Origin of the sequence: Nonomuraea mangrovi, assembly GCF_042681425.1 — a bacterium.
In the GTDB taxonomy this organism is placed as follows: Bacteria; Actinomycetota; Actinomycetes; order Streptosporangiales; family Streptosporangiaceae; genus Nonomuraea; species Nonomuraea mangrovi.
In genome coordinates this window covers 63,180-86,006 of the sequence record NZ_JBHUFV010000043.1, presented here as the reverse complement: position 1 = coordinate 86,006, position 22,827 = coordinate 63,180, and the positions used below count along the sequence as shown (strand labels likewise).

Sequence of the window (22,827 nt, the reverse complement as noted above, 5' to 3'; positions counted from 1 at the left end):
CCCCCCCCCCCCCCCCCCCCCGCGACCCTGGACCAACCGCACGAGGTCATCCAGGTTGCGACGGGCTGGGAACCTGGGTCGGTGCGGATCGGTCCGGGGGCGGCCGTAGCGTGGCCGTCGGCCCGAAGAGGCGGTCGAGGTGGTAGTCGATGATCGTGGTGGCGGCTTCGTGGCTGCGCTGTCGGCCCAGGACACTGGCGGTCAGGCCGTTGGCGAGAGCGAGAAGTGTGGCGACCTCGGTACGCGGGTCGCGATCGGAGGCGAGGTCCCCGGCCTGCTGCGCGGTGGTGAGCCGGGTGGTGAGGAAGTCTTCCAGCGCGTCGGGTCGGGTGAGCGCGGCCGCGGCGAGCGCCGGGTCGGTGAGGGCGGCGGTGTAGTAGGCGGTCCAGGCCAGCGAGTCCAGCCGGCTCTGTTCGTCGGAGGGCAGGATCGCGCCGAGGACGGTTTCGAAGACCCCTCGCGTGGACAGCCCGCCCGTGACGGCGGCCCGCTGCCTGACTCGGCGGTCCAGGCGGGCGGCCAACTCGGCGAGGCCGGATTCGAGCAGGGCCTGCTTGTCGGTGAAGTAGTACTGGACGACGCGCAGCGAGACTCCGGCCTCGGCGGCGATCTCACGCATCGACACCGCCTGCAGGCCGCGGGTGCCGGCGATGCGCAGCAGCGCCTCGGTCAACTGGCGTCGCCGCTCATCATGGTCCACCTGTTTGGGCATGCCGGCTTCCTAGCTGCGGCCCGTGCTGTGCCCCGGCGTTGCGATCTCGGCCCGGGCTTGGCAGGGGAAGGCAAGGATCCGCTCGGTGACCAGGTCTGGAGCTTCGACGGGCAGCGCATGTCCGGTGTCGGGCACGATCTCCACCCGCCACGACGGCGCGATCTCGGCCAGCCGGCCGGCAACCGCCTGCGCGTCGTGCACCGCGCTGCGGGCGCCCAGCAACACCTGCACGGGCACGGACAGCTCACGCACCTGCTCGTCGGTGTAGGCGGGCGGGATGGGCAGCCGCCGACGGAAGGACCGGCCGGCCAGCATCAGCTTCATCAGCACGTCCTCGCGCAGCGCTCCGTTGCTCACTGCGCCGGCGACACGGCGTCGCAGCGCACGAGGAAGCAGGGCGGCCATACCGCCGACGATGACCCACCGGTAGAACCGCCCGGTCAGCGGCGCGAAGCCGACCGGATCCACCAGCGTCAGCGCCGCGACCCGGCCGCCCCCGCCAAGCTGCTGTTCCACCGCGGTCCAGCCGCCGTACGAGGAGCCCACCACATGTGCGCGCTCGGCACCGACCGCGGCCAGGACATCGGTGAGCCAGCCGCCGACCTCAGCACCGGTCGCAAGCGATTGCTTCTGAACCGAGCGCCCGGGCTCGCCGAGCGGGTCGACGGCGAAGACCGGGCGTATGCGTGCCAGCGGCTCGATGTAGCGGTACCAGGCCAGCGCGTTCCCGCCGGCACCGGCCAGGAGGATCACCGGGTCCCCCTTGGCGGGCCCGGCCCGGTGGATCCGCACGCTGCCGGCGCGGGTCTCGACGTCGATGGCGTCCACCGGCACTGGCCACAGCTCGCCGAGCACTCGGTCATAGGTGGCGAAGTACTTGTCACGGGCAGAGTCGCTGGTGAAGGCGGACGGCAGGTCGGGTGCGCGCATGGTGAACCTCATCCCCTCCGAATGGATACAGTCGTATCCTAACGGTTGGGCCGCGGTCGAAGAAGCCTTCAGCGAGCGGGAGATCGCCGCACAGTGGTGCTGGCCGGCCCGCACCCAGAACGCCCGCACCCTCGCCAGCCTCGGGCGCCTCCCGCCGGCTTCCGGCAACCAGCGCTGAGCCAACGAGAGCGCGTGGAGCCCTGAGACGCGAACGCCCCGCCCCGACCGGTGCTTCTTCCAGAGCGCAGGGACAGGGACGGGGGAGAACACGGCATCCGGCACCTTCCGGCCCGAGGACCCGGTGAAGGGCTGGTAAGTCTCTCGGGCGGACCTCAGGACGTGAGGGCCGCCCGGATCGCCGGATCGTCCTGTGCATGGCCAGGCCCGTCCGAGCAGACCGGCACATCCACGGGAATGCCGTTGTTCTCGACACAGTGGCCGGTCCTGTCGTAGGTCAGCGCCGTGCTGACCGTCAGCATCCAGTCCGGGAGCAGGCGCAGCGAGCGGGCGCGTCCGCTGCCGCCCCCGCTGGGCCGCCCGACCACGGTGACGTGCTCCAGGCCTTGCAGTCCGAGGAGGAAGTCCTCGCTGGATGAGTAGGTCAAGGGGTCGATGAGGACGACGAGTCGCCCCGGCCAGCGACGCTCTGGGGACGGCTCGCCGAAAAGGGCGACTCGGGGCCCGAGTCCGCCCCTGCCGTCGCTGAACCGGCTCCAGCCGAGATGGGTGGTCTCGCGCAGGAACCTGTCTCTGGCACCGGTGGCCAACATGAGGTTTCCGCCGACGTTGCCGCGCAGGTCCAGGACCAGGCGATCACAACCACTCAGCTCGGCCAGGGCCGCGTCGAAGCCCTGAGCCACCTCGCCCTGCCAGATCTTGAGCCGCACATAGCCGGTGTCGGATGCCAGCCGCCGCCACTCGATCAACTCGACAGGGTCGCATCCACCGTCCTCCATCCACTCTGCCCCCGCGGCCGTCATGCTGATGGACTCCTGAACGGCGAGGAGGCGACGTCCAGCGAGCAGGCTGCGCATGTGCCGCGGCGCCGCAGTCCGTGACCAGCAATCCTGGATCAGCCGAGCCAACTCAGGCCCGCTCGCCCCGTTGAGGCTGATGATTCGCTCGCCGGGTCGTACTCCCGCTTCACGGGCAGGCGTCCCCTCGGGAACCCGGACGAACCAGGCCTCACCATCGCGGACGGATACGACGTAAGGCAGCGGAGTGGGGCGTACGGCTGGATCGATCTTGGTGTGTGCGTCCTGGAGGCGAGCCATCCAGCGTTGTGCGGCCGCGAGCGGGTCGTCCGCCTCCACGACACCCTTGGCGTGCTCCGCACAGATCTCCGGCCAGTCAAGACCACGCAGTTCAAGTCCGGGGAAGGCGGCACCGACTTCGGCTACTGTCTGGTCGACCGCGTCCTGGATGCTGGCACACGGCACATCCACCTCGCGGGTGGAGCGGGTGCGGGCCATCGTGTGGACCAGTTGAAAGCTGCGCATCAGCCCGCCCGCGTCCGCCGCTCGTGAAGTCAGCACCCGGTCTTGTGGGCTCCAGTCCAGTACGGCGGGGCCGTCGCGGTCTGGTTCGATGACCAGTTCCCAGCGGGGACCGTCGACCGGTCCCGGCTCGTGGACCTCAAGCGCGGCGCCGAACACCGCTTCGAACTCCGCCTTCTCCGCCCGGAGCAATGCGGACTCGCCGCTCAGGCTCGGATCGGCGGTGGGGAGTACCACAGGTACGGATTCGGTCCCGAAGTCCGGAAATATCACGATCACAATCTAGAACATGAGCGGCGACGGATTTCGGAGATGGGACCAGACCTGCGCGGCAGTGCTCTCCGCGGATGTCGCTCTCGGTTGAGCAGCTGTTGAAGAGACAGGCCGGCATTCCGCTCACGCAGATCCAAAGATCTGCTGACCACCTGCCAGGAGATCACCTGACCGCTCACCTGGGGTCTCCATGGCCACCGACCCGGATCACGCTGTCCGTGTGTCAGGAGAACAGCGTGTCGTTCGCACTTCACCTGAAGACGATCACGCACCATCGGTGAGCTGGGCGAACCGGCTTAGCGTACGCTTCCGTTCCTCCACACTCCGAGGGCCGACTCTCCCGGCCTGGTCGAGATCATGGCGCGAGTGACTGAGGCCGTCGATCTCACCTCGCACGGCATGGCCAGCTCGGCAGGCCACCTGCTCGGCTATGTCAAAGAGTTCAAGCGCGGCCCCTGCGAGCCAGTGCCCACGGATAACGCGCTCGTGCTTGGGCGGATGTCCCTACCGTCAAGGCGCTGCGGGGCCTCGCCGACGAGCTGTGCGGGTCGGGCAAGCCCGGCCGAGGTCGGTGAGCGCCTCCCGCTCGGACGGATCGACGGTGAGCGGCCACCGGATCTTGATGGCCCACTCGGCCGCGTACCGACACCGAGCGGCTTCATGGGGTGGGAGCCGCGTGGCGGGGTCCTGGGCCCCCGTAGCTTCGGCCGAAAATCCAGCAGACATGCCTCTGGCCTGCATTGATTGGCAGGCTCAGGTCTGGCTCCATCAGCTCGAGGTCTCTGCACGAGCGCGGTCAGGGGCATATCCGTTGGATCCACCGGGACCCCTTGTTGAGCGCGGCGAAGATGGGCTCTGGCTCATGATCGATGATCAGTAACTCTGGGTGAGTCGAGCGGAGGCCACAACGGGACGCCGCCACGCGGTCCCTTGACCACGATCGCGATACCGGCCGGGGACGGCGATGCAGGACAACGAGCCCAGCAGGGGACCCATGCGCTCCGTCGATCGCCAAGCTGCTGGCATCTCGGGCGGCACCCTCTACAACCACATCCCAACCCGCAGGAAGTACGTCCAGCACGGCAGTCTTCCCTAGCTTTGAGGTCCTGAGCTGGGAAATATTGATCGTTTCGGGGCTGGTGACACGCTCGGCAACGCCGCCACAGCTTCCAGCAGCGACCTCAGCAACTGCGTGGCCGTGCCCGCGGACACCTCGTCGGGGGTGTTCATGAGCTGGGAGGCGAGCCCGTCGACGAAGGTGTGCAAGAGCGCCGCCCAGAGCTCGACGTGGGTATCGGGGTGGGGGAGCCGGGCCTGCTCCAGAACGCGGGCGAAGTCGTAGCCGCGCAGGATGGCCACACACTGGCGATACAGCGCTCGCTGTTCCTTCCACGTCACCGAGCCGCCTGCCGGGGGATGGCGGCGTTCCCATTCGACGACCGCCACCCACAGCACGTACTCCTCGCGCCGCTCGTCGTCGAAGGGCAGCATCTCCTCCACGAGCGAGGCGACCTGCTCGACTAGCGTGCCGTGGGTGCGGGGCCGCTCGATGCGGGTGAAAACCCGCTGGCGGAGGATGTCGATGGTGGCTTGGATGACGTGGGACTGCAGGTCGTGCTGGTTCCTGAAGTAGTGCCGCAGGGACCCGGTGGACCAGCCTGCTTCGGCGGCGACTCCGCGGACGGTTACCCCGGCCAGGCCCTCGCGCAGTATCACCCGGATAGCGGCCTGGGCAAGCTCGGCTCGTCGCCGGTCATGATCAACGAGCTTTGGCACCTCCCTATGCTAACACGCCCGTGTTAGCATGATTTGACACGGGCGTGTTAATTCCCGGAGGGAGACGGCCTTGTCGATCGGGACGATCGGGGCGGTGCTCGGACTCGCTCTGCTCGACACCCTGAGTCCCACTGTGATCGGAGTAGCGCTCTCCCTGCTCCTTGCCAGGCCGCGCCGCATGGGCTCGCTGCTCGCCGGCTACCTGGGATCGGTCGCGATCGCGTATTTCGCCCTCGGCGTCCTGCTCATGCTCGGCCTGGGCGCGGTCGTGCCGAGGATCGACGAGACCGCGTGGGCCTGGGGTCAGGCCATCCTGGGCACGGCGCTCTTCGCGGGCAGTTTCTTCATCCGCGACAGGAAGCCCGCCGACTCCTTGATCCGGAGCCAGCCCTTCACCGTGCGCGCGATGTTGCTGCTGGGACTGGGGACGTGGCTGTTCGAGTTCGCCACCGCCGTGCCATATTTCGGCGCCATCGGCATCATGACCTCGGCCGGCCTGCCCGCCGTGCAGTGGGTGCCGCTCCTGGCGGTGTACGTCACCATCATGGTGATCCCGGGCATCCTGCTCCTTTCCGTCTGGGCCGCCCTGGGTGAGCGGGCGCAGGCGCGGTTCGAGCGGTGGCAGGCCGGGCTGTCCTCCGGGTCCCGCGCGATGCTGCGCTGGGTCATCAGGATCGCGGGTGTGCTGATCCTTCTGGAGGCGGTGGACATGGTCTTTCCGCAGATGACCGTCACGACTCCGTGGGGCTGACCCGTAATCCGGATGCAGATCGAGCGGCTGGCAGGCGCGGTCGAGGCGCTGTTCGAGAGGGAGTTCACGCCACCACGACGCGGCGGTTGCCGCGCTCGAAGACTTGATCACGGTTCCCCACCCCGACCCGGACGGCGACGGCGAGGCCGGGGCCACCGGTGCGCGCAGCTTCTTGTAGGGGCTGAAGGAGGATCCAGGGCCTCTTCAGCTGGAGACGCCGTTGATCGAGATCGTCAAGCTGGAGCGGGGCAAGGGGATCGGGTTACCAGAGAACCTGTTCGAGGGAGTGTCGGGGAAGGTCGTGGAGGCGTGGCGGGCGCGGGCGATGCGCATGTACCCCTCGGACTTCGCCGCCGACGAGGGCTGCTCCTCCCGCGCCAACCGCGCCTACCTGCGCCGGCGCGGCATCCGGGCAGTCATCCCTGACAAGAGCGACCAGGCGACCAACCGCAAGAAGCGGGGCTCTCGCGGCGGTCGCCCCATCGGCCACGATGCGGCTCCTTACAAGCAGCGCAAGACGGCCGAGCGCTGTATCAACAGGATCAAGGAGTGGCCCCGGCCGGCCTTCCGCGTCGACAAGACCCCTGACAGCTGCCTCGCCGGGCTCCACCTGCGAGGCGCAATCTTATGGATCTTAAGGATCCGAACCCAGAACAGGCCCTAGGTGGTTCGGCTGCGTCGGCGCTGGCGCGCGAGGTGGCGGGTGATGGTCACGGCCGCGAAGTGGGTACCGGCGACGAACCGCAACATCGGCCCGAACGTCGGAGCGGCCATCGACCCGGTGAAGTACAGGCCCGGCACCGAAGCCTCAAACGACGCCGTCACCTGGGGTGCCTTGGAGCCCGGTATCCGCGCTATGGCGCTCCGCAGCCCAGATGCCAGGAAGGGCAGCGCGTCGACGTCGATGCGGTAGCCGGTGGCGGCCAGCACATGGTCGACCGTCAACTCGGCTCCCGCGTCGCCCACCACCAGCCTTACCTTGCCGTCTTGGAGGCAGGCGTGGCGGATCGGGGCGTCCGTGCGCACCGGTATGACACCCTCCACCCTGTCGCGGAGCCACCAGGCGCCCGAGGGCCCCAGCGCCCGCCGCATCAGCCACAGCCGTGCCGGGGCAGGTAGCTGGCCTACCGCCGCGGGCGCCCGGCACAGCGCCGACAGCGCCCAGCCGGGCCCCAGCGGAGAGGCGGGATGCGCGATCCGTTGCCCCAGCGGCCGGTGAAGTGTCGGCTTCTGCCCCCACCGCGCCCGCGTTCCTCTGACCAGCACCTCGACCAGGGCCCCGCTCTCATGCAACAAAGCCGCGCTCTCCATCGCCGATTGCCCGCCTCCCACCACCGCGATCTGCTGCCCGGCATAGCCGGACAGGCAGCTGTGATCGCTCGAATGCGACACCGGCGACCGCGGTCCCGTCCCTTGCGGGGCCAGATCGGCCAGCACACGAGGCACGTGGGCGAGCGGGCGCAGACCGCACGCGACGACCACCGCATCGGCTTGAAGGTGTGCGCCGTCATCCAGCACGAGATGGAAGCCGCCATCGCGACGCCGGTTCAGCCACGCCACGCGTGTGTCCTCGACCTCGCCGGCGAACCGGTTGGCAAACCACGTCCCATAGCGGACGAACAGGTCACTGGGGATCGGGGTCAGCTCCGTCAGCTCGGGCAGGCCGGCTTGCCGGCAGAAATCGGCCAGCCGGCCACCGGGCGCCGGTGCCGCAAGGTCAGTGGCCTGCGGCGCCGACTTGAGGAACATGCCGGTGGCCATGACATGACGCCAACTGCCCATCACCTCGCCGAACACACGCACCGCCACACCGGCGGCCCGCAGGTGCGCGGCGACGGACAGCCCGTAGGGGCCGGCACCGATCACCACGACGCCGCGTCGGGCGCCGGCGGCCTCCGAACCACACTCGACCACACTCGGCTGCGCCATCCACATCCTCCCTCTTTATCGGCCGATGATCAGTGTCGCCGCGACGGTGATGCTCTCGGCCGGTTCAGGACCGGGATGAAGCAAGTCTTTGCCGGAGCCAGGCTCGGGGCGAGAGTGAGACTGACTCTGTTGGTGAGTCTGGGATCTGGATCAATGGTCGTGATGTGGTGACTGCGATCGATGACGTGGTCGACGGGACACGGCGGGGCGATTTCGTCGCGGAATCTCACAGCTGTCGCGTCCCGTCGATCATGAGGCAGCGCATCGGCCCTGGCCTCGGTACCTCGGATAGAAGGGACAACCACACCCAGAGGGAGACCCGTTGATCATGAGTCGAATCGACGAAGCCTCGGGTTGAGCGGGACCGCCTCGGTTCCAACGGGACACAACGCCGGGCGGGCCGGCGGCGTTTCGTCGTGGCGGCCGCGGAAGGCCATCGCGCGAGGGAGCGCGGGGACGGTCATCGGTTCTCCTGGGTACGGGCGGCATCACGGGGTTGAGGAACCCGGGAACAGCCGTTGGCGCCGGCCACGGTCGCGGGGGTCGCCCCGGTGAACGCCATGACGTCCCGATGCAGGTGGGACTGGTCGGCGTAGCCGGCGTCGGCCACGAGCCCGTCGACCCGGGCCAGGCCACGGCTGCCGACGATCCGGTGCCAGGCCCAGGCCACCTCCGGGTCCACCGGCACCCGCGCCGTCCAGGTCGATGTCCAGGCCACCGCCGCCGGCCTGCCGGTAGGCGGCGGCGATGCCGGCCGGCGTCGAGGACGGTCAGGGTGTCGGATCTGCCGGCCGGTGTTGCCCGGCGGCGATCGGGTGCTTGCGAACGCCGAGGACCTGGCCGAGGCACGCCACGCCGAGCTCAAGGAGCATCTCGACGAGCCGACCGCTGCGCTGGTGGCCGACCCTGAGTAGCAGCAGACCATGGACGGGTCGGCACCTCCCGGCCACAGGCGCTGTACCGCAGTACACCTCCCGGCCACAGGCGCTGTACCGCAGTACACCTCCCAGCTCACGGTCTGCGCACACCGCTGGCGGCTCGTACGGGCTGCTGGTAGTTGCCCAAGAGGGTGAAGTGTTCCCGCGACTCTGCCGGGATCGGGCCGATCTCCACGGGCTTCGAGGGGGAGATCAGGCTGGCGCGGTACAGCTTGGCCGTGGAGGTGTCGTTGTTCTCGTCGGCCGCGATGATCAGAGAGCGGCGGTCTCGAGAGACGGCCACCGAGATGATCGCTGTCTCGGTGGCGGGGGCGATCTCGGCCTTCACCTTCACCTCGGTGGACTGCACGTACTCGAGGTCGTCCCGGGCGGTCCTGGGGTCGATCTCCACGGTGTAGAAGTCGTTGCTCGCTCCCGCGCAGAGCAGGTCGGTGGTGTTGATCCAGGCGACGGGGTTGCAGTCCCGCAGGTCGCCGCCGTCGCGCACGGCGACCTTCATGCCGAACGGCAGCTGGATGGGAGCGTCGGCGTACCGCTCGACCGTGTTCGTCAGGATGTCCAGCTCGGCTCCTTGGACCAAGGCCATCCCCACGGCCACGCCACCGGGGTCGGCCGCGAACCTCCCGGAGGGATGGACGATGCCCGGGCACAGCACGGCGACCGATCGCACGACGCGGTAGAAGGTGTCCTCGTCCCTGTTGCTGAAACAGGCCAGGCTGAGCCGGCGCGGGGTCAGCCGGCCGTTCGGGTCCGCCGAGAAGTACTGCTGGGAGTCACGCCGGAACCAGAACGACCCGTCAGGCGCGAATCCGGGGTCCTTGTCGGAGAACGTCTCCTTGACGTACCCCTTCTTGTTCGACCTGTCGGTGAGGTCCGTGAATGTCCCCGTGCTGAGGTCCAGCCAGCCGACGTGCGTCGGGTCGCCGCTGGACGGGAAGTCCACCTGGATGGCGACCCGGCGGCCGTCCGGCGAGACCGGGCTGATGCCGGGATCTCCCTCGGCGCCACACAGGCTGCGAACGAACGCCTCCTCTCCGTCCACCTTCGTGGCGATCTCGGTCAGGAGAGGCGCGAGCGTGGTGCTGGAGATGGTGGCGGTACGGGTGCGGAAGGACTCGTCGTAGGCCGTGGCCCGCCACTGGGAGTCGCTCTCCGAGCAGGCGACCGGCCCTGGGGCGGAGAGTACGGCGGGAAGGCTCTTCGCCGCCTCGGCCAGCGCCGTCTTCCTGACGTCCGGAGTGGCGGTGACGCTCGGGCTCGGCTGTGACAGGGCGGCGGGGCCGGCGCCCGTCGCACAGCCGGTGGTCGCCAGGAGGATCGCGACCACTGTCACCGGCCAGCCGCCTCTGCGGGTACCCATCAAGGACTCCTTCGCACCGTTTCAATGATGATCCATTAAAGAGTGAATACCATTAATCATGTGTTGCCTCTTCACCGCAAGTGGCCGCAGCGGGCGAGACCGGAGAAGATAGGCGAGTGACAGCGTTGACGCGACGGGAACGAATGCGGGCCGAGCTCGAACGCGACGCCAAGGTCGTGGCCCGGAGGATCGCCGCGGAGGAGGGCATCGAGGGCCTCACCGTCGCCGCCGTGGCCCGCGGTGTCGGAGTGACGCCCCCCGCCCTCTACCGCTACTTCAACGGCAGGGCAGGCCTCGTCCGCGCCGTTTACGACGACGTCACCGCGGAGTTCATTGACACTGTCGCCCGGGCCGTGCGGCGCCAGGACCCCGACGACGTCAGCGCCCAGTTGCACGCCGGCACCCGGGCCGTGCTCGACTGGTCGCTGGCCAACAAGGTCGAGTTCGACCTGCTCATGGGCGCCGGCTTCCCCAAGGTCGCCGCGTCAGAGGAGGGCATCCCGATAGTCATCGCGCGTGAGCTGGGCGGCCTGTTCGGGCGGCTGTTCGCACAGCTGTGGCACGAAGGGGGGCTGACCTGCCTCGCCGACGAGGACATCGACCCCGTCCTGGCGTCGCAGTTGCGCACCTACCGCACGACCGTCGGCCTGGAGTTCCCGATCGGGGTGGTGCTGCTCATGGTCATCTGCTGGCGGCAGATCTACGGGCTGCTCTGCATGGCCGTCTACGGACACCACAAATTCGCCTTCGAGGACCCTCTGCCGCTGTTCGAGCACATGATGGACGACCTGCTCGGCCTCCTCGGCCTCACGCGGAGTCCAAACCTGCGCGTGGCCTGAATGACTCCTCCGGCAACGCCCCGCGCACGCCGGGCACGAAGGCGCCTGGCCTACAGGTGAGCCCTCTCGAGATGCTGTTTTGCGGCAACGGCCGGCAGAGCCGGCGGTGTCGACTTCGATCTGCTCGCCGTAGCGGGCGGGACGGCCGGTGCGGTCCTGCTCGATCGGCGCGCCGCGGAGGCCACGAGTGCCGAGCTGACCGCTGCCCGGGGCGGAGCTGACGCGGCAGCAAGCCGAACATGCCGGGGACGAGTCGGGCCGATGCGCACCGTCTTGTCCCAGCTGCCGGAGATGATCACCTTCGAGGAGGAACCAGCCGCACAAAGAAGATCGTCTTACTGGTGGGGCATCTGACAGGGGGCGCGATGGACGACGAACCGATCCGGCGTGAAGTGGCCGTCCGCCGCCTCCGCGAACTGCTTGCCATGTTGTTCCTGTGCGCTTTGGTCGCCGCCGGTCTGGGCGTCTGGGGCGCCGCGCCGACCTGGAGCGAGCTGGGATGGGGCCTGGTGCTGTTGGCCGGCACGACGGTGCTGCCCATGCCACTCTTCTTAGCCGGAAGGGTGGCAGCCAACAGGCGACGGCCAGTGATCATGGTGGGGCTGTTGGCGGCCGCCACCGGCGTCCAGGAGCTCCTGCGCCTCGCGGTCGTGTCCTGGGCGGCCGCGCAGGCGGTGGAGGCGGCCTGGATCGGCTTATGGGCCATCACGCTGACATGGGCGCTCTTCGAGCCACTGCTGCTCCACGACCTCCGCACAGGATCCGCCGAGCCGCGCCAGTTCCGGCAGCCCGCCGGGTGGGACACGGGGCCGTTGAGCCCCCGGCAGGTGTTCGCCACTCTCGGGGCGATCTCCAGGGAGGTCGGGCTCTGCCTCCTGGTGGCATGGAGCCCGTGGCTGGTGCTCGCCACGTTCGCGGCGCTGTCGGCCTCGGAGTTCCTGCTGACCGACGGGACCGGGCGCAAGAGGCTCATCGACGCGCTCGGTGGCTGCGTCGCACTGGCCGTCGGCGTGGCGCTCTGGCTCATGTGAGCGCGTGCGGCTCCGTCGAGTGAGCGAGAGAGATCGACGCACAACGTCCAAGCACGGGAGACACGTGCGGCGGCAGTTTCGTCAGCTACGCCCGCACAGCGACCCCCAAGCCGCAGGCGCCCCGCTTCTCTCGCCGCCCGTTGGTAACGTCGCGGCGTGACCACCCAAGAGCGTGCGGCCGCCGCGTGGGCGGACCTCAACGACAGGCAGCGCACGTACATGGCCAGGAACTTCGCCCGAACCGGCCGGGGACGAGATTCCTGGGCCTGCGGATCGACGCCGGGCTCGTCCAGCGAGAACTCGCGGCGCTCACCGGGCGCCCGACCGGTTCCACCGTGCGTTTCGACCTTCCGCTCGACCTATCCGAACCGCGGGGCAGGGCGGTGAAGCTGCTGATCGGTCATTGATCGAGCAACTCGACTGCGGCGACCCGCTGTTCCAGCGGGAGGAACTGCAACGGGGCCAGTTGCGCTGCATCGTGACCGCGCTGCTGCTGGCCCAGTCACACACCCATACCGCCACGCTGCGCGGCGTCCCCGGGATGCCGCATCCCAGAGCGCTGCGTGCGGCCGTCGCCTTCGTCGAAGCCAACCTGTCGGAACCGATCTCCCTCGGCCAGATCGCGGAGGCAGCCGGGTGCAGCGCGCGGACGATCAGCAGCGCGTTCCGGGAGAAACTCGGGACATCTCCGATGGGTTACGTCCGCGACCTCCGGCTGGACCGGATACGCCACGACATACTGTCGACCGGTGACCGGATCGGAGAAATAGCGTATCGCTGGGGCATGACCCATCTTGGCCGATTCGCCGGCGAGTACCGTTCGCGGTTCGGCGAGCTTCCGTCGACCACCGCCGCCCGGGGGTAGTTCCCACAGTCCTGGGGCAGTCCGTGGGCGAATCGCGATCCGTCCTGACTGCTTGACGCGCGTCCCGGTGGGCTCCGGCTGATGTCGAGCGCCATCCGGCAGTCCTTGAGACCTACGCCAGGCAGGAACTCGCGTTACACGGGGCACGGACGCTTCCCGCGTGGCCGGGCCGGGTTTCGGGCGCGGAGCTCGGGCCGATCAGTCGTCGTGTCCCCCGATCCTGGTGAAAAGGAAAGAACAGGTCTCGCTGAAATGGTGAACAGTGTACGACCTGCAGGGGCTTTCTTGGGGTACCCGCTATATACATATGGGCAGGTAAAAGGGGCCTCCGCCATGGCTGACACCGGTAGTACGGCGATGAAGGGAGGGCGCTCATGTTTTCCGCAATTCATTCCGGGCCGACTCGCCTGGGGGCGGTGCTGGCCTCCACCGCGCTGACGCTGACGGTCGGCGGCCCAGCCGCCGTGGCGACGCCTCAAGTCCCCACTGGCATCAGCGACACAGCTGTCGTCCAGGTGAGGGAAGGAAGCTTCTTCATCGTGCTCCAGAGGTATCGCTTCAGGCCAGGCGCCGTACAGTTCAGGATCAAGAACGTGGGCTGGCATCGGCACGCGCTGTCGGTCAGAGGGGCCGGAGTCCGCAGCACCTCCGCAGTCATCGAGCCCGGAGAAAGGACAACGCTCACAGTCGCCCTGAAGAAGGGCCGATATCTGCTGTGGTGCCCGGTGGGCCACCACCGCCAAAGGGGCATGTGGACCTGGATCTGGGCGAGGTAGCACCGTTATTGCGCCTCCGCCGCCTTCACCATCGTCTGCGTCCTGCTCTGGCTGGGATGAGGTCACCGAACATGACCGCGTGTTGGGAGGACTTATGGCGGCGCTGAGGGCATCACTCGATCGGCGAGTCCGACTGCGGAGCAGGAAAGCCACCGGATCCCAGCCGGAGTAGGCGATGTGTCGGACGATCCGGTCCCCGCGGTGGAGACCCCCAGCCGCACGCAGGACGCTCCGCCCGCCCCGTGTCGGTTCTCGCACGGATCCGCGCCGATCGACCAGAGTGGAACACCCTCTCGACGCCCGGCCCGGCCAGATGGGGATCGCGGGCCCACGGCGGCGTCCTCATCCACCATCTCCGCGAGCTGTTCGAAGTGCCGGGGAAGCGGAAGCAACTGCGATGCTTCACCTTTGATGCCCTGGGTGGGCCACAGGCGGTGGATGGGCTTGCGGCCCTGAGCCTCTGTTTGGGCGTAGCAGACCTTCAGGTCGATTCGAGGGTGGTCGAGGGGTAGGGGCTGGGCAAGAGTCCACGCAGTGACGTCGCCAGCCCCACCTCGACCAAGGACATCTCCTCCAGCGGGCGCGGTGGTCTGCGCTCGCACTCCGGCGCGGGCGGCCGCACGAAGGATCAGCTGTACGCCGAGGCCCAGCGCCGCAACATCAAGGGCCGGTCGAGTATGACCAAGGCGCAACTGGAGAAGGCGCTGAGCTGACACACCCGATCCGATCACGCGTCGACGCTGCTCGTGTCGTCTGCGCGTTGTCGGCTGAGGCGACCTCCGCTGGCCGAGCCGAACCGCGCGGCCAACGAGCTCACCCCCCGACCCGGCTCGATCCGGTTTCCAAGCAACCGGCCTTCAAGGTGACCCCGGTGTGGGTCACGAGGGTCATGGTGTCAGCAGGATCTTGATCGCGCCGTCCGCCTTCTTCTGGAAGATCTCGTATCCGTGCGGCGCTTCGTCGAGAGGGAGCCGGTGTGTGGCCAGGTCCATGACGGCGAGCGGGTCGGAATCGTCGGTGACGAGCGGCATCAGGTCGTCGATCCAGCGTTTGACGTGTGCCTGGCCCATGCGCAGGCTGATGCCCTTGTCGAACATGCGCAGCATGGGCAGCGGGTCGGCCATGCCGCCGTAGACGCCGATCACGGAGATGACGCCGCCCCGCCGTACCGTGGAGATGGCTTGGTTGAGCGCCGCGAGGCGGTCGAGTCCCGCGGTGGACATCAGCGGCGCGGCCATCGCGTCCGGTAGCAGGCCGGTGACCCGCTGAGCGAGCCGGGCGGCGGGGGAGCCGTGGGCCTCCATCCCGACGGCGTCGATGACCGAGTCGCTGCCACGGCCCTCGGTCAGTTCACGGATGGCTTCGGGAACATCGTCGGTATGGGCGGCGTCGACGACCTCGACGCCATGGCGGCGGGCCATGTCCAGGCGGGCGGGCACGCCGTCCACGGCGATGACCCGGTGGCCGAGGTGACGGGCGATGCGGGCGGACATCTGGCCGATAGGTCCGAGGCCGAAGACGGTGACGCTGCCGCCGTCGGGGATGTGGGCGAACTGGACGGCCTGCCAGGAGGTGGGCAGGACATCCGACAGGTAGACGAAGCGCTCGTCGGGCGGGCCGTGTGGCACCGTGATCGGGCCGAAGTCGGCGTGCGGGACCCGCAGGTATTGCGCCTGGCCGCCGGGGACCTGGCCGTACAGCTTGGAGTAGCCGAACAGGGCGGCGCCGGTGCCGTGTTCGCGGACCTGGGTGGTCTCGCACTGGGCGTACAGCCGCAGGTCACACATATGGCAGTGGCCGCAGGCGATGTTGAACGGGATGACGACCCTGTCGCCAGGTTTGACGTGGGTGACGTCGGGGCCGACTTCCTCGACGACGCCCATCGGCTCGTGGCCGAGGATGTCGCCGGGGGTCATGAACGGGCCGAGGATCTCGTACAGGTGCAGGTCGGAGCCGCAGATCGCGGTAGTGGTGATCTTGATGATCGCGTCGGTGGATTCCTTGATCGCCGGGTCGGCGACCTCTTCCACACGTACGTCGCGTCTGCCGTGCCAGGTGACGGCCTTCATCGTCGCTCCTCTACTCCGGTGGTGCGGTCATGGACCGAGCGGGATGACCACGCTTCCATGGTCGTGAGGCCTCCTCGCTGGATGCAAAACAGCCGCATACCCACATGGAGTCCGTCAAACGGCACTGCTCTCTTCCGCGCGGTCACGGGACCGGCGCCTGCGGGGTGGGCGCGGACACGGCCGCGAGTGAAGGCACGTGATCGCTTCGCGGGGCGGGACGCGCCCCCATGGCGGACCGTGGCCACAAGCGTCTGCGTATCGCCAACAGCAGCTCCGTTGTCGGCCAACTTCGCGTACACCTCTCCCTGCCGGGTAGCGAGGCCCGCCGGAGAGGAGAAGTCATGACAATGGACGTCATCAGCATGATCACCGCTGACCACCGCGACGTGGAAAGGCTCTTCGACCGGATCAGGAAGGACACCGAGGACCGCCCCGCGCTGCTCGCGGAATTGGCCGCCAAGTTCGTCGCCCATTCCCGAGGGGAGGAGGACCTGGTCTACCCGGAGATCCTCGAGACGGTTCCCAGCGAGCGGAATCAGGTCCGCGAAGGAACGGATGAGCACCACGAGGCCGAGCGGATGTTGCTCAACCTGCTGGACGTCGATCCCGACGATGAGCGGTTCGACCCCCTTCTGGAGGAGTTCGTCCAGGCGGTCACTCACCACGTCCAGGAAGAGGAGAACGAGATCCTCCCCGCGCTCAAGCAAGCGATCTCCCGCCGGCGGCTCGAAGAACTCGGCAGGGCCTTCAGTGAGCGCAAGGCACGAGAAATTCAGCACGGCCTGCCCACGGCGAATAGCAAGGCGTCCCGGAAGCGGAGCAAGACGCCCGGCAGCCGATCCGAAGGGTTGAGCAAGGAGGAGCTGTACCACCGGGCGCAGCAGGCCAAGATCCCCGGCCGCTCGTCCATGACGAAGCAGGAGCTCACCAAGGCCCTCGAGCACAGAGGTTCGTGACACCCTGACCTCCTGCGCACCCGCCACCGACGCGTGCAGGCCCCGCAGCGGCGGACCGAGAACCGATCCGCATGAATCGTCGCTGCCGGGGCAGGTCGGGCTGCAAGCAGGTGGGACGCCTGTCCGGGTGTTGCTCTTCAGTGGTGCCATGCCGGGCGTCGCCATCATCTCTGTTCAACGGCGTGCGCCCGGATGGGGGGACTGACCGCGCCCGGAGGAGCTGCGGATCACACGCGGCCGTCGGGGCAGGGGGTTCGTCTATCACTACGCCGACGGTCGTCAGGTGCGCGATCCCCGTGTCCTGGGCAGAATTCGCGCGCTGGCGATTCCGCCGGCGTGGCGGCAGGTTTGGATCTGTCGCGATCCCGACGTGCATCTACAGGCGGTGGGCACAGACGCCGCGGGGCGTCGGCAGTATCGCTATCACGGTGTGTGGCGTCAGGAGCAGGACCGGATCAAGTTCGACCGGGTCACGGAGATGGCTGAGCGGCTGCCGGGTTCCGTCGGGGTCTGCGTGAGCATCTTGGGCAGCGGGGGCTGGGCAGGCGCGGGTGCCGGCCGCGGCAGCGTGCATGCTGGATCTGGGGTTGTTTCGGGCGGGCGGAGTGGAGTATGACTCGTTCGGCCTGGCCACCCTCAGGCCCGAGCGCGTGAGCTGTATCGGCGAAGGGGCGCGGTGCCGCATCGCGTTGCCGGATGGGTCGCTGTTCGGGGTTCCTCCGGCCGGTCGACCATGACCGCTTCAGCGAATCGGCTCGCGATCGGTGAAGATCTCGATCAGGTGGCGGATGGGCACACCGGCCTCGGTGGGGTAGCGGAAGTGGAGATCGCGGTTGAGGGAGTAGGTGTTCCGGCGGCCGACGCGCTCGCGGGTGAGATAGCCGGCCCCATGTAGATCATTGACGATGGCCTGAACCGTGCGTTCGGTGACGCCGATGCCGGCGGCGATGTCACGCAGTCGTGCTTCGGGGTTGCGGGCGATCCCCAGCAGAACCCGGGCGTGGTGGGTGAGGAAGGTCCAACGGGGCGATCGTTCGGCTTCTCGTTCGTGCATGCTTCACTCTCATCCGCGTCCCGAAGGTGCCGAGGAATAGACGCACCTGATTACCAGAAGCTTATATGATGAAATGCCTTTCAGGTATTATGCTTCTCCTGTCATGTTATGCACCGCCTGGCCAGGCGGACCTCGAGGACCCTGAAAGACACGTCTACAGCTCCCTCCGCCCTCCTGGCCAGCCGCACGGAGATCACCGAGGTCGTGATGACGTCGCTGTCTCTGATGGCTGTCAGCCTGCTGCGTGGCACGCTGATCGTCGTGTCCGGCGAACTGGACGCCACCAATGTCGCCCAGTTGGAGGACTACGTCGCCGAACACCACCCTGAACCGGCCCGTCCCCTGGTTCTGGATCTGGGTGGGCTCGCCTTCATGGACTGCACCGCCCTGAGTTTGCTCCTGCGTCTACGCGACCGCGCCGGCGCGCACGGCGGAAGCTTCCATCTGATCGCCGTGCAGCCGTGCCCAGCTCGGGTCCTGGAGATTGCTGGAGCGGCAAGACGGCTCGACGTCTATCCCACGCTGGAAGGCGCGCTCCAGGCCACCGGTCTGATTCTTCCGAGTGAGCCCTCAAGTGACATCGCGTAGCGCTACCCGGGGCCGCCTCTGGCCTTGTGTCGGGAAGCCTGCGACATTCACCTCGCGCGCGGCGGCTGCCACCTGCCGGCCCGGGAAACCCGCGCGATGGTGGAGGCCGAGACCCGGGCCGAGTTGGCCGAGACGCGCGCCGTGCTGGAGGCCGCGCGCCGCGACGTCGCGGTCGCGGCCGCTTCCGCCGACCAGCGGCTGCATGCCCTGCAGGCCGCGCTGGAGTCCGCGGAGCACGCCGCCACCCAGGCCCTGGCTCGGGCTGAGGCCGCCGACCGCCGCGCCGAGCACGCCCAGCAGCAGGCCGCCCAGGCCCGGTTGGAGTTGATGGCGGCCAGGGCGAGGCCCAGGCCACCACGCTCCTGCTCGCCCGCGCCGAGGCCGACCTGGTCACCGCGCGCGAGCAGGTCGATGCCCAGCGCGAACGCGCCGCGGACGCCGAGCAGCGCGTGCACGCCGCCGAAGCCGGCCAGAAAGCAGCGCGCGATGTGTCCTCGGCGTTCTACTGTGAGCCTTTTCATCCTGAAGGCGCAGCTGAACCGGTAGAGGCGAACACTTAGGCCGCCGCCGACCAAGGCGTCGGGCGCTCCCACCCAGTCCAAGCAACTCCACATCACCCGCTTCCGAGCCATCCGGCTGGGAGGATGAAAAGGCTCTGTGACAGCAGGCGGCCTGCCCGGCGGTGAAAAAGGTTCACTGATCACTAGAATCCTGAGTTCACGCTGGCCAGGGTGCGCCACGCCACATCGCGCCCGGTCTCATCGTCCCGTGACGAGCGGCTTCTGTGCCTGTCGGTGGCGGCTGGCACCATGGCGACATGACCATGCAGCCCCTCGATATCTCTTGGCTCTGCGGCGAATACTCCGAGGAGTGCTACAGCTTCATCTACATCCGTGCCACGCCTGAACAGGTGGTTGCCCGCCTCGGCGGTCGATGGGAGGACTTCACTCCGGGTCCCTTCCCCGACGACCCGGATCACTACCCACTCCCTGGGGAGCCTCTCGGCGTCACCTCCATCGGCGATTGGACGTTCGTTTTCGACCCTGATTGGCTCGGCACCTGCGAAGACGTGATCACTAAACTCTCCGAAGGCACCCGCCTCGTCTCCCAAGCCGCACTCGGCATCAAGGCCATGGACTACTTCTACTGGTGCGAGGACGGCGAGATCAGATTCGCTTGGGGCGGCGATGACGGCTATCTGATAGGGACCCCGGACGAACTCGTAGACACGATGGCGGAGATCGACAGGCTCTACCCATCGTTTCCCCGGCTCTACGAAGGGCCGGCTTTCCTACTCGTCGAGCACCTGACCGGGATCAGGGCGACGGAGCAACTGCTGAAGGGCTCCACGTTCATGTGGGGTGTCGTCCCAGAACCAACCAAGTCGTAACGTTGGCCAACAGTGAGTCTTTTTCCTCCTGAAGTCGCAGCTCAGCGCAGGTGAACCGGTAGAGGTGAACACTCCGGCCGTCGCCGGGCAGGTCGTCGGGCGATTCCGTCCAGTCCAAGAAACACCACATCACCCGCTTCCGGGCTGGCCGGCTGGGAGGATGAAAAAGGCTCTCTGTAGCCCTCTCATCCTCTCAAGCCATCATCACCGATATTCTGTAGCCCCCCGGCGACGTTGGCAATGAGCGGGAGGTGAGTGTGCCGCATGAACGTCCGTCTTGGCGTGAAAGGCCTTGTCGTCATCGGCCTGGTCGTGCTGAGTGTCATAGCTACGGTCGGCTCGTCGTTGGTCTACTTACAGCAGGAAGCCTTCATGAATGAGCGGATCCTTCTGGCTCGCTCTCTAGCCTTCCATGCGAGCGAACTGAGGGATGTGGATCCATATACGTCCCTCACGCTCGGCGTGGCCGCGGTGCATATCAACGAGGACGCTGCAAGTCGCAAGGCGCTGTTTGAAAGCTTCTTGGTGCTGCGTCGCGAGGATCTCTTCGCTCAAAATCCAAGAGGTGCCCGCAGTGTGGCGCTGAGCCAGGACGGCCACGTGGCGCTCATTAAAGATGCAGACGAGATCGGCGTCTGGGATCTGAGCGGAGTGCTCGATCCGAATATAGAAGGTGAAGTCGAGAAGCGAGCTGGATTGGAAGGTGATTACGAAGATGTAGACGCCCTTGCACTCTCCTCTGACGGTCGAACCGCGTTGATCGGCCAAGATAACGGCACCGCGGTGCTATGGGATCTGAAAAACCTTGCACAGCCTACTCGCTTAGGAGCTATCAATACGGGGGCCGCAAGTGAGGCTGATCGCGGGATAGAGTCGCTCGCATTGTCACGTGACGGCCGCACAGCATGTGTCGGTGACTTCGACGGTAATTTTTCCATCTGGGATCTCAGTGTAAAAACGAAACCGATCAGACGCTCGCATGTTCGGCTCCCGAGTGGCCCCATCAGTAGCATCTCTCTTGACGCTGATGCCCGCCTTGCTGCTACTCTGGCAAAGGATCGATACGTGGCTATCTGGGACCTCGGCCGCCACGATGACCCAATCCAACGTAGCAGCCTGGACCTGCCATTTAAGAGTGCAGGACCGATATCGATCACTGCAGACGGACGTGAAATCCTCGTCGGGAACTCGCGCCGGGCGGATGTATGGTCGCTGGCAGACCCTGCGGCACCGATTCATACTGCCACTCTAGATATGCCCAACCAGGATCTTCATGGTATCGCCCTCTCCGACTCCGGGAAGATCGCACTTTTTGCGGGAGATGGCGGCAGTGTGCCACTCTGGGATCTGTCGATGCAATCTCGGCCGACAAGCATCTCCTCCCTGAAGAATTACTCGCAAGAAGTCGGCTATGTCGCCGTCAGTGCTAACGGAGAGGTGGCGCTCACTGCTAGTCCCGACCGTGGAGTGACGATGTGGGACCTGAGAGACTTGCCGGAGATGCTGGAGGATCCCGTGGATGTCGTTTGTGATGCTCAAGGCGATCTGAAGATTACTCGCGAAGAGTGGACTCGATACGCTGGCGATGTTGATTGGACGCGATACGGTGGCGGCCTCTTTGGTGAAGATACCCTGGCAGCGTGCTCGATTGATTGGGTGCTAAGCCTGAATCCACGGGGCGAAGCCGGGAAAGTAATGTGGGGTGCCCTCTGAGCTGAGAGGATAGGAGTTCGCGCAGCCGTCACGCCCACCCGGGGCCACCCGGCAACCAGGCCAGGCCCTCGGCTGCTCTCACGCGCCGTCCGCTGACGCAACCGCAGGGCCCCTCACGTGTCGTACGAGCCGTCCCACGGCGCCGCTGAACCCGAGCCGGTTCGGGTGGAACTCGGCCCAGCCGTCCGGCTCCTCGCCGTCGGGATACTCCCCATGGCACTCGCGGACCAGACCGAACAGTGTGCCGTCGATCTCCACGGCGAACGGGGCACTCGCGATGTCCTGCCTGCCGGGCAGCGAATGCACCCGCTCGTCCAGGAGCTGCTGCGCGGCTGCCACCACCGGCGCCTTCGTGGGACCGTCGGCGACCGTTTCAGCATGCGGACCCACCGGCCCGGGGCCGACTTACCCGACGTGGATCAGCGACACGGTCTCCTCGACCCCTCAGCCAGACCTCTACTGGACCGGACCAGCCAGCGTTTCGATGGGCAGAGGCGGCCACTTCGGCTCCTTCCGGGTAAGGCTTGCCAGCTCTTCCGGTGGTTCGGCACCGTCCCGAACGGTCGTGACGTAGGTCTTTGCTTCCTGCAAGCTCAGTCGCGGGGCCTGCTTGCGCAGGTGGCTCATCGCGGCCACGACGCCGGCGGAGTGGACGAGCGCGCGAACAGCGGAGGCCAGTGGATCAGGCGGTCTCATGCCTTTGGTCTGCAGGAGGTAGTGCTCCTCCCAGCCCTCTTCCGACCACCAGGCGTCGGGGATGTAGTGGATGCTTCCGTCGTGCCGGTCCACCAGGCAATGGCCGCCGCCCATGAGGTTGCTGCGCACGCCTCCGGTGCGGGCGTACTCCGCCGTGTTCCAGAAGGCGAGCCAGCCGACCGAGTGTTCCTCCACGTGGTAGACGGCCAGCTCGGGGGCCGGCCCACTCCATGACCATGTCAGCCGCTCTGTGGCCAGGAAGGACTCGACGAGCTGGACGGCGCGTTCCTTGGAGATCACGATCGCATCATTCACCACAGGTCAACCGGTTTTGGGCATGCCGGCGCCGTCCCCACCGAGATCTCAAACGCGGTCTGAGGCTTGCGCGGAACGTAGTTCTTGAAGGTCGGGGATGTGGTTGTGGAGGGTGCCGACCGAGATAGAGCGTTCGGGGTCGGGTAGCAGGTCGCGGGCGGCACGGCGAAGCGGCAGGCGGCCTCGATGCGGGCGTGGCCTTTGCCGGCGGCGCGGGGGAAGGTGAAGCGCACGGTGGCCCGGCTGTGGCGGTCGATGTGGAGGGGGCGGCGGTGACGTAGGCGTCGCGGCGGCGGGCGGCCCGCCGAGCAGGCTCAGGCGGTCCTCCATGCCGTGGGTTGCGCAGCAGGCCAGGAACCTGGTGATCGAG

Annotated in this window: 23 protein-coding genes; 11 read left to right on the top strand and 12 right to left on the bottom strand. The window is 67.5% G+C overall.

Going from position 1 to position 22,827, the window contains the following annotated elements:
• Positions 1 to 46 precede the first annotated feature (46 nt).
• The 4 genes from ACFSKW_RS28490 to ACFSKW_RS28475 form a co-directional block, all read right to left on the bottom strand.
• Positions 47 to 712, bottom strand: a complete 666-nt coding sequence (locus ACFSKW_RS28490; RefSeq protein WP_379575539.1) for a TetR/AcrR family transcriptional regulator — start codon at positions 710 to 712, stop codon at positions 47 to 49.
• 9 nt (positions 713 to 721) lie between these two features.
• Complete coding sequence (locus ACFSKW_RS28485; RefSeq protein ID WP_379575538.1) at positions 722 to 1,771, bottom strand: alpha/beta fold hydrolase; 1,050 nt, start codon at positions 1,769 to 1,771, stop codon at positions 722 to 724.
• A gap of 203 nt (positions 1,772 to 1,974) precedes the next feature.
• Positions 1,975 to 3,297, bottom strand: a complete 1,323-nt coding sequence (locus tag ACFSKW_RS28480; RefSeq protein ID WP_379575537.1) for a S41 family peptidase — start codon at positions 3,295 to 3,297, stop codon at positions 1,975 to 1,977.
• Between the two features lie 1,206 nt (positions 3,298 to 4,503).
• Entirely contained in the window at positions 4,504 to 5,187 is a 684-nt protein-coding gene (locus tag ACFSKW_RS28475; protein WP_379575536.1) for a TetR/AcrR family transcriptional regulator, read from the bottom strand.
• A gap of 70 nt (positions 5,188 to 5,257) precedes the next feature.
• Here ACFSKW_RS28475 and ACFSKW_RS28470 point away from each other — a divergent pair, with 70 nt between their 5' ends.
• Both ACFSKW_RS28470 and ACFSKW_RS28465 read left to right on the top strand, forming a co-directional pair.
• On the top strand, positions 5,258 to 5,938 hold the full coding sequence (locus ACFSKW_RS28470) for a GAP family protein (RefSeq protein ID WP_379575535.1): 681 nt from the start codon (positions 5,258 to 5,260) through the stop codon (positions 5,936 to 5,938).
• 220 nt (positions 5,939 to 6,158) lie between these two features.
• Positions 6,159 to 6,602 (top strand): hypothetical protein, encoded by a 444-nt coding sequence (locus ACFSKW_RS28465; RefSeq protein ID WP_379575534.1) that lies wholly within the window; start codon positions 6,159 to 6,161, stop codon positions 6,600 to 6,602.
• Here ACFSKW_RS28465 and ACFSKW_RS28460 read toward each other — a convergent pair.
• From ACFSKW_RS28460 to ACFSKW_RS28450, 3 genes are all read right to left on the bottom strand, one after another.
• Positions 6,599 to 7,867, bottom strand: a complete 1,269-nt coding sequence (locus tag ACFSKW_RS28460; protein WP_379575533.1) for an FAD-dependent oxidoreductase — start codon at positions 7,865 to 7,867, stop codon at positions 6,599 to 6,601. The two genes, ACFSKW_RS28465 and ACFSKW_RS28460, sit on opposite strands and share 4 nt — an antisense overlap.
• A 460-nt stretch (positions 7,868 to 8,327) precedes the next feature.
• Positions 8,328 to 8,585, bottom strand: a complete 258-nt coding sequence (locus tag ACFSKW_RS28455; protein WP_379575532.1) for a hypothetical protein — start codon at positions 8,583 to 8,585, stop codon at positions 8,328 to 8,330.
• Positions 8,586 to 8,878: 293 nt separating this feature from the next.
• A complete protein-coding gene (locus ACFSKW_RS28450) occupies positions 8,879 to 10,165 on the bottom strand; it encodes a hypothetical protein (RefSeq protein WP_379575531.1) in 1,287 nt (428 codons plus the stop codon).
• A 116-nt stretch (positions 10,166 to 10,281) separates the two neighbouring features.
• Here ACFSKW_RS28450 and ACFSKW_RS28445 point away from each other — a divergent pair, with 116 nt between their 5' ends.
• The 4 genes from ACFSKW_RS28445 to ACFSKW_RS28430 all read left to right on the top strand — a co-directional run bounded on the left by ACFSKW_RS28445 (position 10,282) and on the right by ACFSKW_RS28430 (position 13,676).
• Positions 10,282 to 11,004 (top strand): TetR/AcrR family transcriptional regulator, encoded by a 723-nt coding sequence (locus ACFSKW_RS28445; RefSeq protein ID WP_379575530.1) that lies wholly within the window; start codon positions 10,282 to 10,284, stop codon positions 11,002 to 11,004.
• A 365-nt stretch (positions 11,005 to 11,369) separates the two neighbouring features.
• Positions 11,370 to 12,035, top strand: a complete 666-nt coding sequence (locus tag ACFSKW_RS28440) for a hypothetical protein (protein WP_379575529.1) — start codon at positions 11,370 to 11,372, stop codon at positions 12,033 to 12,035.
• Positions 12,036 to 12,438: 403 nt separating this feature from the next.
• A complete protein-coding gene (locus tag ACFSKW_RS28435) occupies positions 12,439 to 12,900 on the top strand; it encodes a helix-turn-helix transcriptional regulator (protein ID WP_379575528.1) in 462 nt (153 codons plus the stop codon).
• 416 nt (positions 12,901 to 13,316) lie between these two features.
• Entirely contained in the window at positions 13,317 to 13,676 is a 360-nt protein-coding gene (locus tag ACFSKW_RS28430) for a cupredoxin domain-containing protein (RefSeq protein WP_379575527.1), read from the top strand.
• A gap of 887 nt (positions 13,677 to 14,563) precedes the next feature.
• Here ACFSKW_RS28430 and ACFSKW_RS28425 read toward each other — a convergent pair.
• Positions 14,564 to 15,745: a zinc-dependent alcohol dehydrogenase gene (locus ACFSKW_RS28425; protein ID WP_379575526.1), complete on the bottom strand. Its 1,182-nt coding sequence runs from the start codon at positions 15,743 to 15,745 to the stop codon at positions 14,564 to 14,566.
• Between the two features lie 341 nt (positions 15,746 to 16,086).
• On the opposite strand from ACFSKW_RS28425, the gene ACFSKW_RS28420 reads away from it, so the two are divergent.
• Together ACFSKW_RS28420 and ACFSKW_RS28415 are read left to right on the top strand one after the other, a co-directional pair.
• Positions 16,087 to 16,701: a hemerythrin domain-containing protein gene (locus ACFSKW_RS28420; protein ID WP_379575525.1), complete on the top strand. Its 615-nt coding sequence runs from the start codon at positions 16,087 to 16,089 to the stop codon at positions 16,699 to 16,701.
• Between the two features lie 283 nt (positions 16,702 to 16,984).
• Positions 16,985 to 17,317, top strand: a complete 333-nt coding sequence (locus ACFSKW_RS28415) for a hypothetical protein (protein WP_379575524.1) — start codon at positions 16,985 to 16,987, stop codon at positions 17,315 to 17,317.
• 126 nt (positions 17,318 to 17,443) lie between these two features.
• On the opposite strand, the gene ACFSKW_RS28410 is transcribed toward ACFSKW_RS28415, so the two are convergent.
• On the bottom strand, positions 17,444 to 17,755 hold the full coding sequence (locus ACFSKW_RS28410; RefSeq protein ID WP_379575523.1) for a helix-turn-helix transcriptional regulator: 312 nt from the start codon (positions 17,753 to 17,755) through the stop codon (positions 17,444 to 17,446).
• 207 nt (positions 17,756 to 17,962) lie between these two features.
• Between ACFSKW_RS28410 and ACFSKW_RS28405 the strand changes: the two genes are divergently transcribed.
• The gene (locus tag ACFSKW_RS28405; protein ID WP_379575704.1) at positions 17,963 to 18,343 is read left to right on the top strand and encodes an STAS domain-containing protein; all 381 of its coding nucleotides are present in this window, start codon (positions 17,963 to 17,965) and stop codon (positions 18,341 to 18,343) included.
• 47 nt (positions 18,344 to 18,390) lie between these two features.
• On the opposite strand, the gene ACFSKW_RS28400 is transcribed toward ACFSKW_RS28405, so the two are convergent.
• A complete protein-coding gene (locus ACFSKW_RS28400; protein WP_379575522.1) occupies positions 18,391 to 18,864 on the bottom strand; it encodes a hypothetical protein in 474 nt (157 codons plus the stop codon).
• A 296-nt stretch (positions 18,865 to 19,160) separates the two neighbouring features.
• On the opposite strand from ACFSKW_RS28400, the gene ACFSKW_RS28395 reads away from it, so the two are divergent.
• Both ACFSKW_RS28395 and ACFSKW_RS28390 read left to right on the top strand, forming a co-directional pair.
• Positions 19,161 to 19,733: a DUF6461 domain-containing protein gene (locus ACFSKW_RS28395; RefSeq protein WP_379575521.1), complete on the top strand. Its 573-nt coding sequence runs from the start codon at positions 19,161 to 19,163 to the stop codon at positions 19,731 to 19,733.
• 264 nt (positions 19,734 to 19,997) lie between these two features.
• The gene (locus ACFSKW_RS28390; RefSeq protein WP_379575520.1) at positions 19,998 to 21,446 is read left to right on the top strand and encodes a WD40 repeat domain-containing protein; all 1,449 of its coding nucleotides are present in this window, start codon (positions 19,998 to 20,000) and stop codon (positions 21,444 to 21,446) included.
• Positions 21,447 to 21,524: 78 nt separating this feature from the next.
• On the opposite strand, the gene ACFSKW_RS28385 is transcribed toward ACFSKW_RS28390, so the two are convergent.
• Positions 21,525 to 21,785 (bottom strand): hypothetical protein, encoded by a 261-nt coding sequence (locus ACFSKW_RS28385; protein ID WP_379575519.1) that lies wholly within the window; start codon positions 21,783 to 21,785, stop codon positions 21,525 to 21,527.
• 117 nt (positions 21,786 to 21,902) lie between these two features.
• A complete protein-coding gene (locus tag ACFSKW_RS28380; protein WP_379575518.1) occupies positions 21,903 to 22,442 on the bottom strand; it encodes a YrhB domain-containing protein in 540 nt (179 codons plus the stop codon).
• Positions 22,443 to 22,827: the final 385 nt, after the last annotated feature.

Bases quoted from the DNA above. Each gene is read 5' to 3' on its own strand.
- ACFSKW_RS28490 (WP_379575539.1), bottom strand. From the start codon at position 712: ATGCCCAAACAGGTGGACCATGATGAGCGGCGACGCCAGTTGACCGAG.
- ACFSKW_RS28460 (WP_379575533.1), bottom strand. From the start codon at position 7,867: ATGGCGCAGCCGAGTGTGGTCGAGTGTGGTTCGGAGGCCGCCGGCGCC.
- ACFSKW_RS28450 (WP_379575531.1), bottom strand. From the start codon at position 10,165: ATGGGTACCCGCAGAGGCGGCTGGCCGGTGACAGTGGTCGCGATCCTC.
- ACFSKW_RS28440 (WP_379575529.1), top strand. From the start codon at position 11,370: ATGGACGACGAACCGATCCGGCGTGAAGTGGCCGTCCGCCGCCTCCGC.
- ACFSKW_RS28425 (WP_379575526.1), bottom strand. From the start codon at position 15,745: ATGAAGGCCGTCACCTGGCACGGCAGACGCGACGTACGTGTGGAAGAG.
- ACFSKW_RS28420 (WP_379575525.1), top strand. From the start codon at position 16,087: ATGACAATGGACGTCATCAGCATGATCACCGCTGACCACCGCGACGTG.
- ACFSKW_RS28410 (WP_379575523.1), bottom strand. From the start codon at position 17,755: ATGCACGAACGAGAAGCCGAACGATCGCCCCGTTGGACCTTCCTCACC.
- ACFSKW_RS28405 (WP_379575704.1), top strand. From the start codon at position 17,963: ATGACGTCGCTGTCTCTGATGGCTGTCAGCCTGCTGCGTGGCACGCTG.
- ACFSKW_RS28400 (WP_379575522.1), bottom strand. From the start codon at position 18,864: ATGAAAAGGCTCACAGTAGAACGCCGAGGACACATCGCGCGCTGCTTT.
- ACFSKW_RS28395 (WP_379575521.1), top strand. From the start codon at position 19,161: ATGACCATGCAGCCCCTCGATATCTCTTGGCTCTGCGGCGAATACTCC.
- ACFSKW_RS28390 (WP_379575520.1), top strand. From the start codon at position 19,998: ATGAACGTCCGTCTTGGCGTGAAAGGCCTTGTCGTCATCGGCCTGGTC.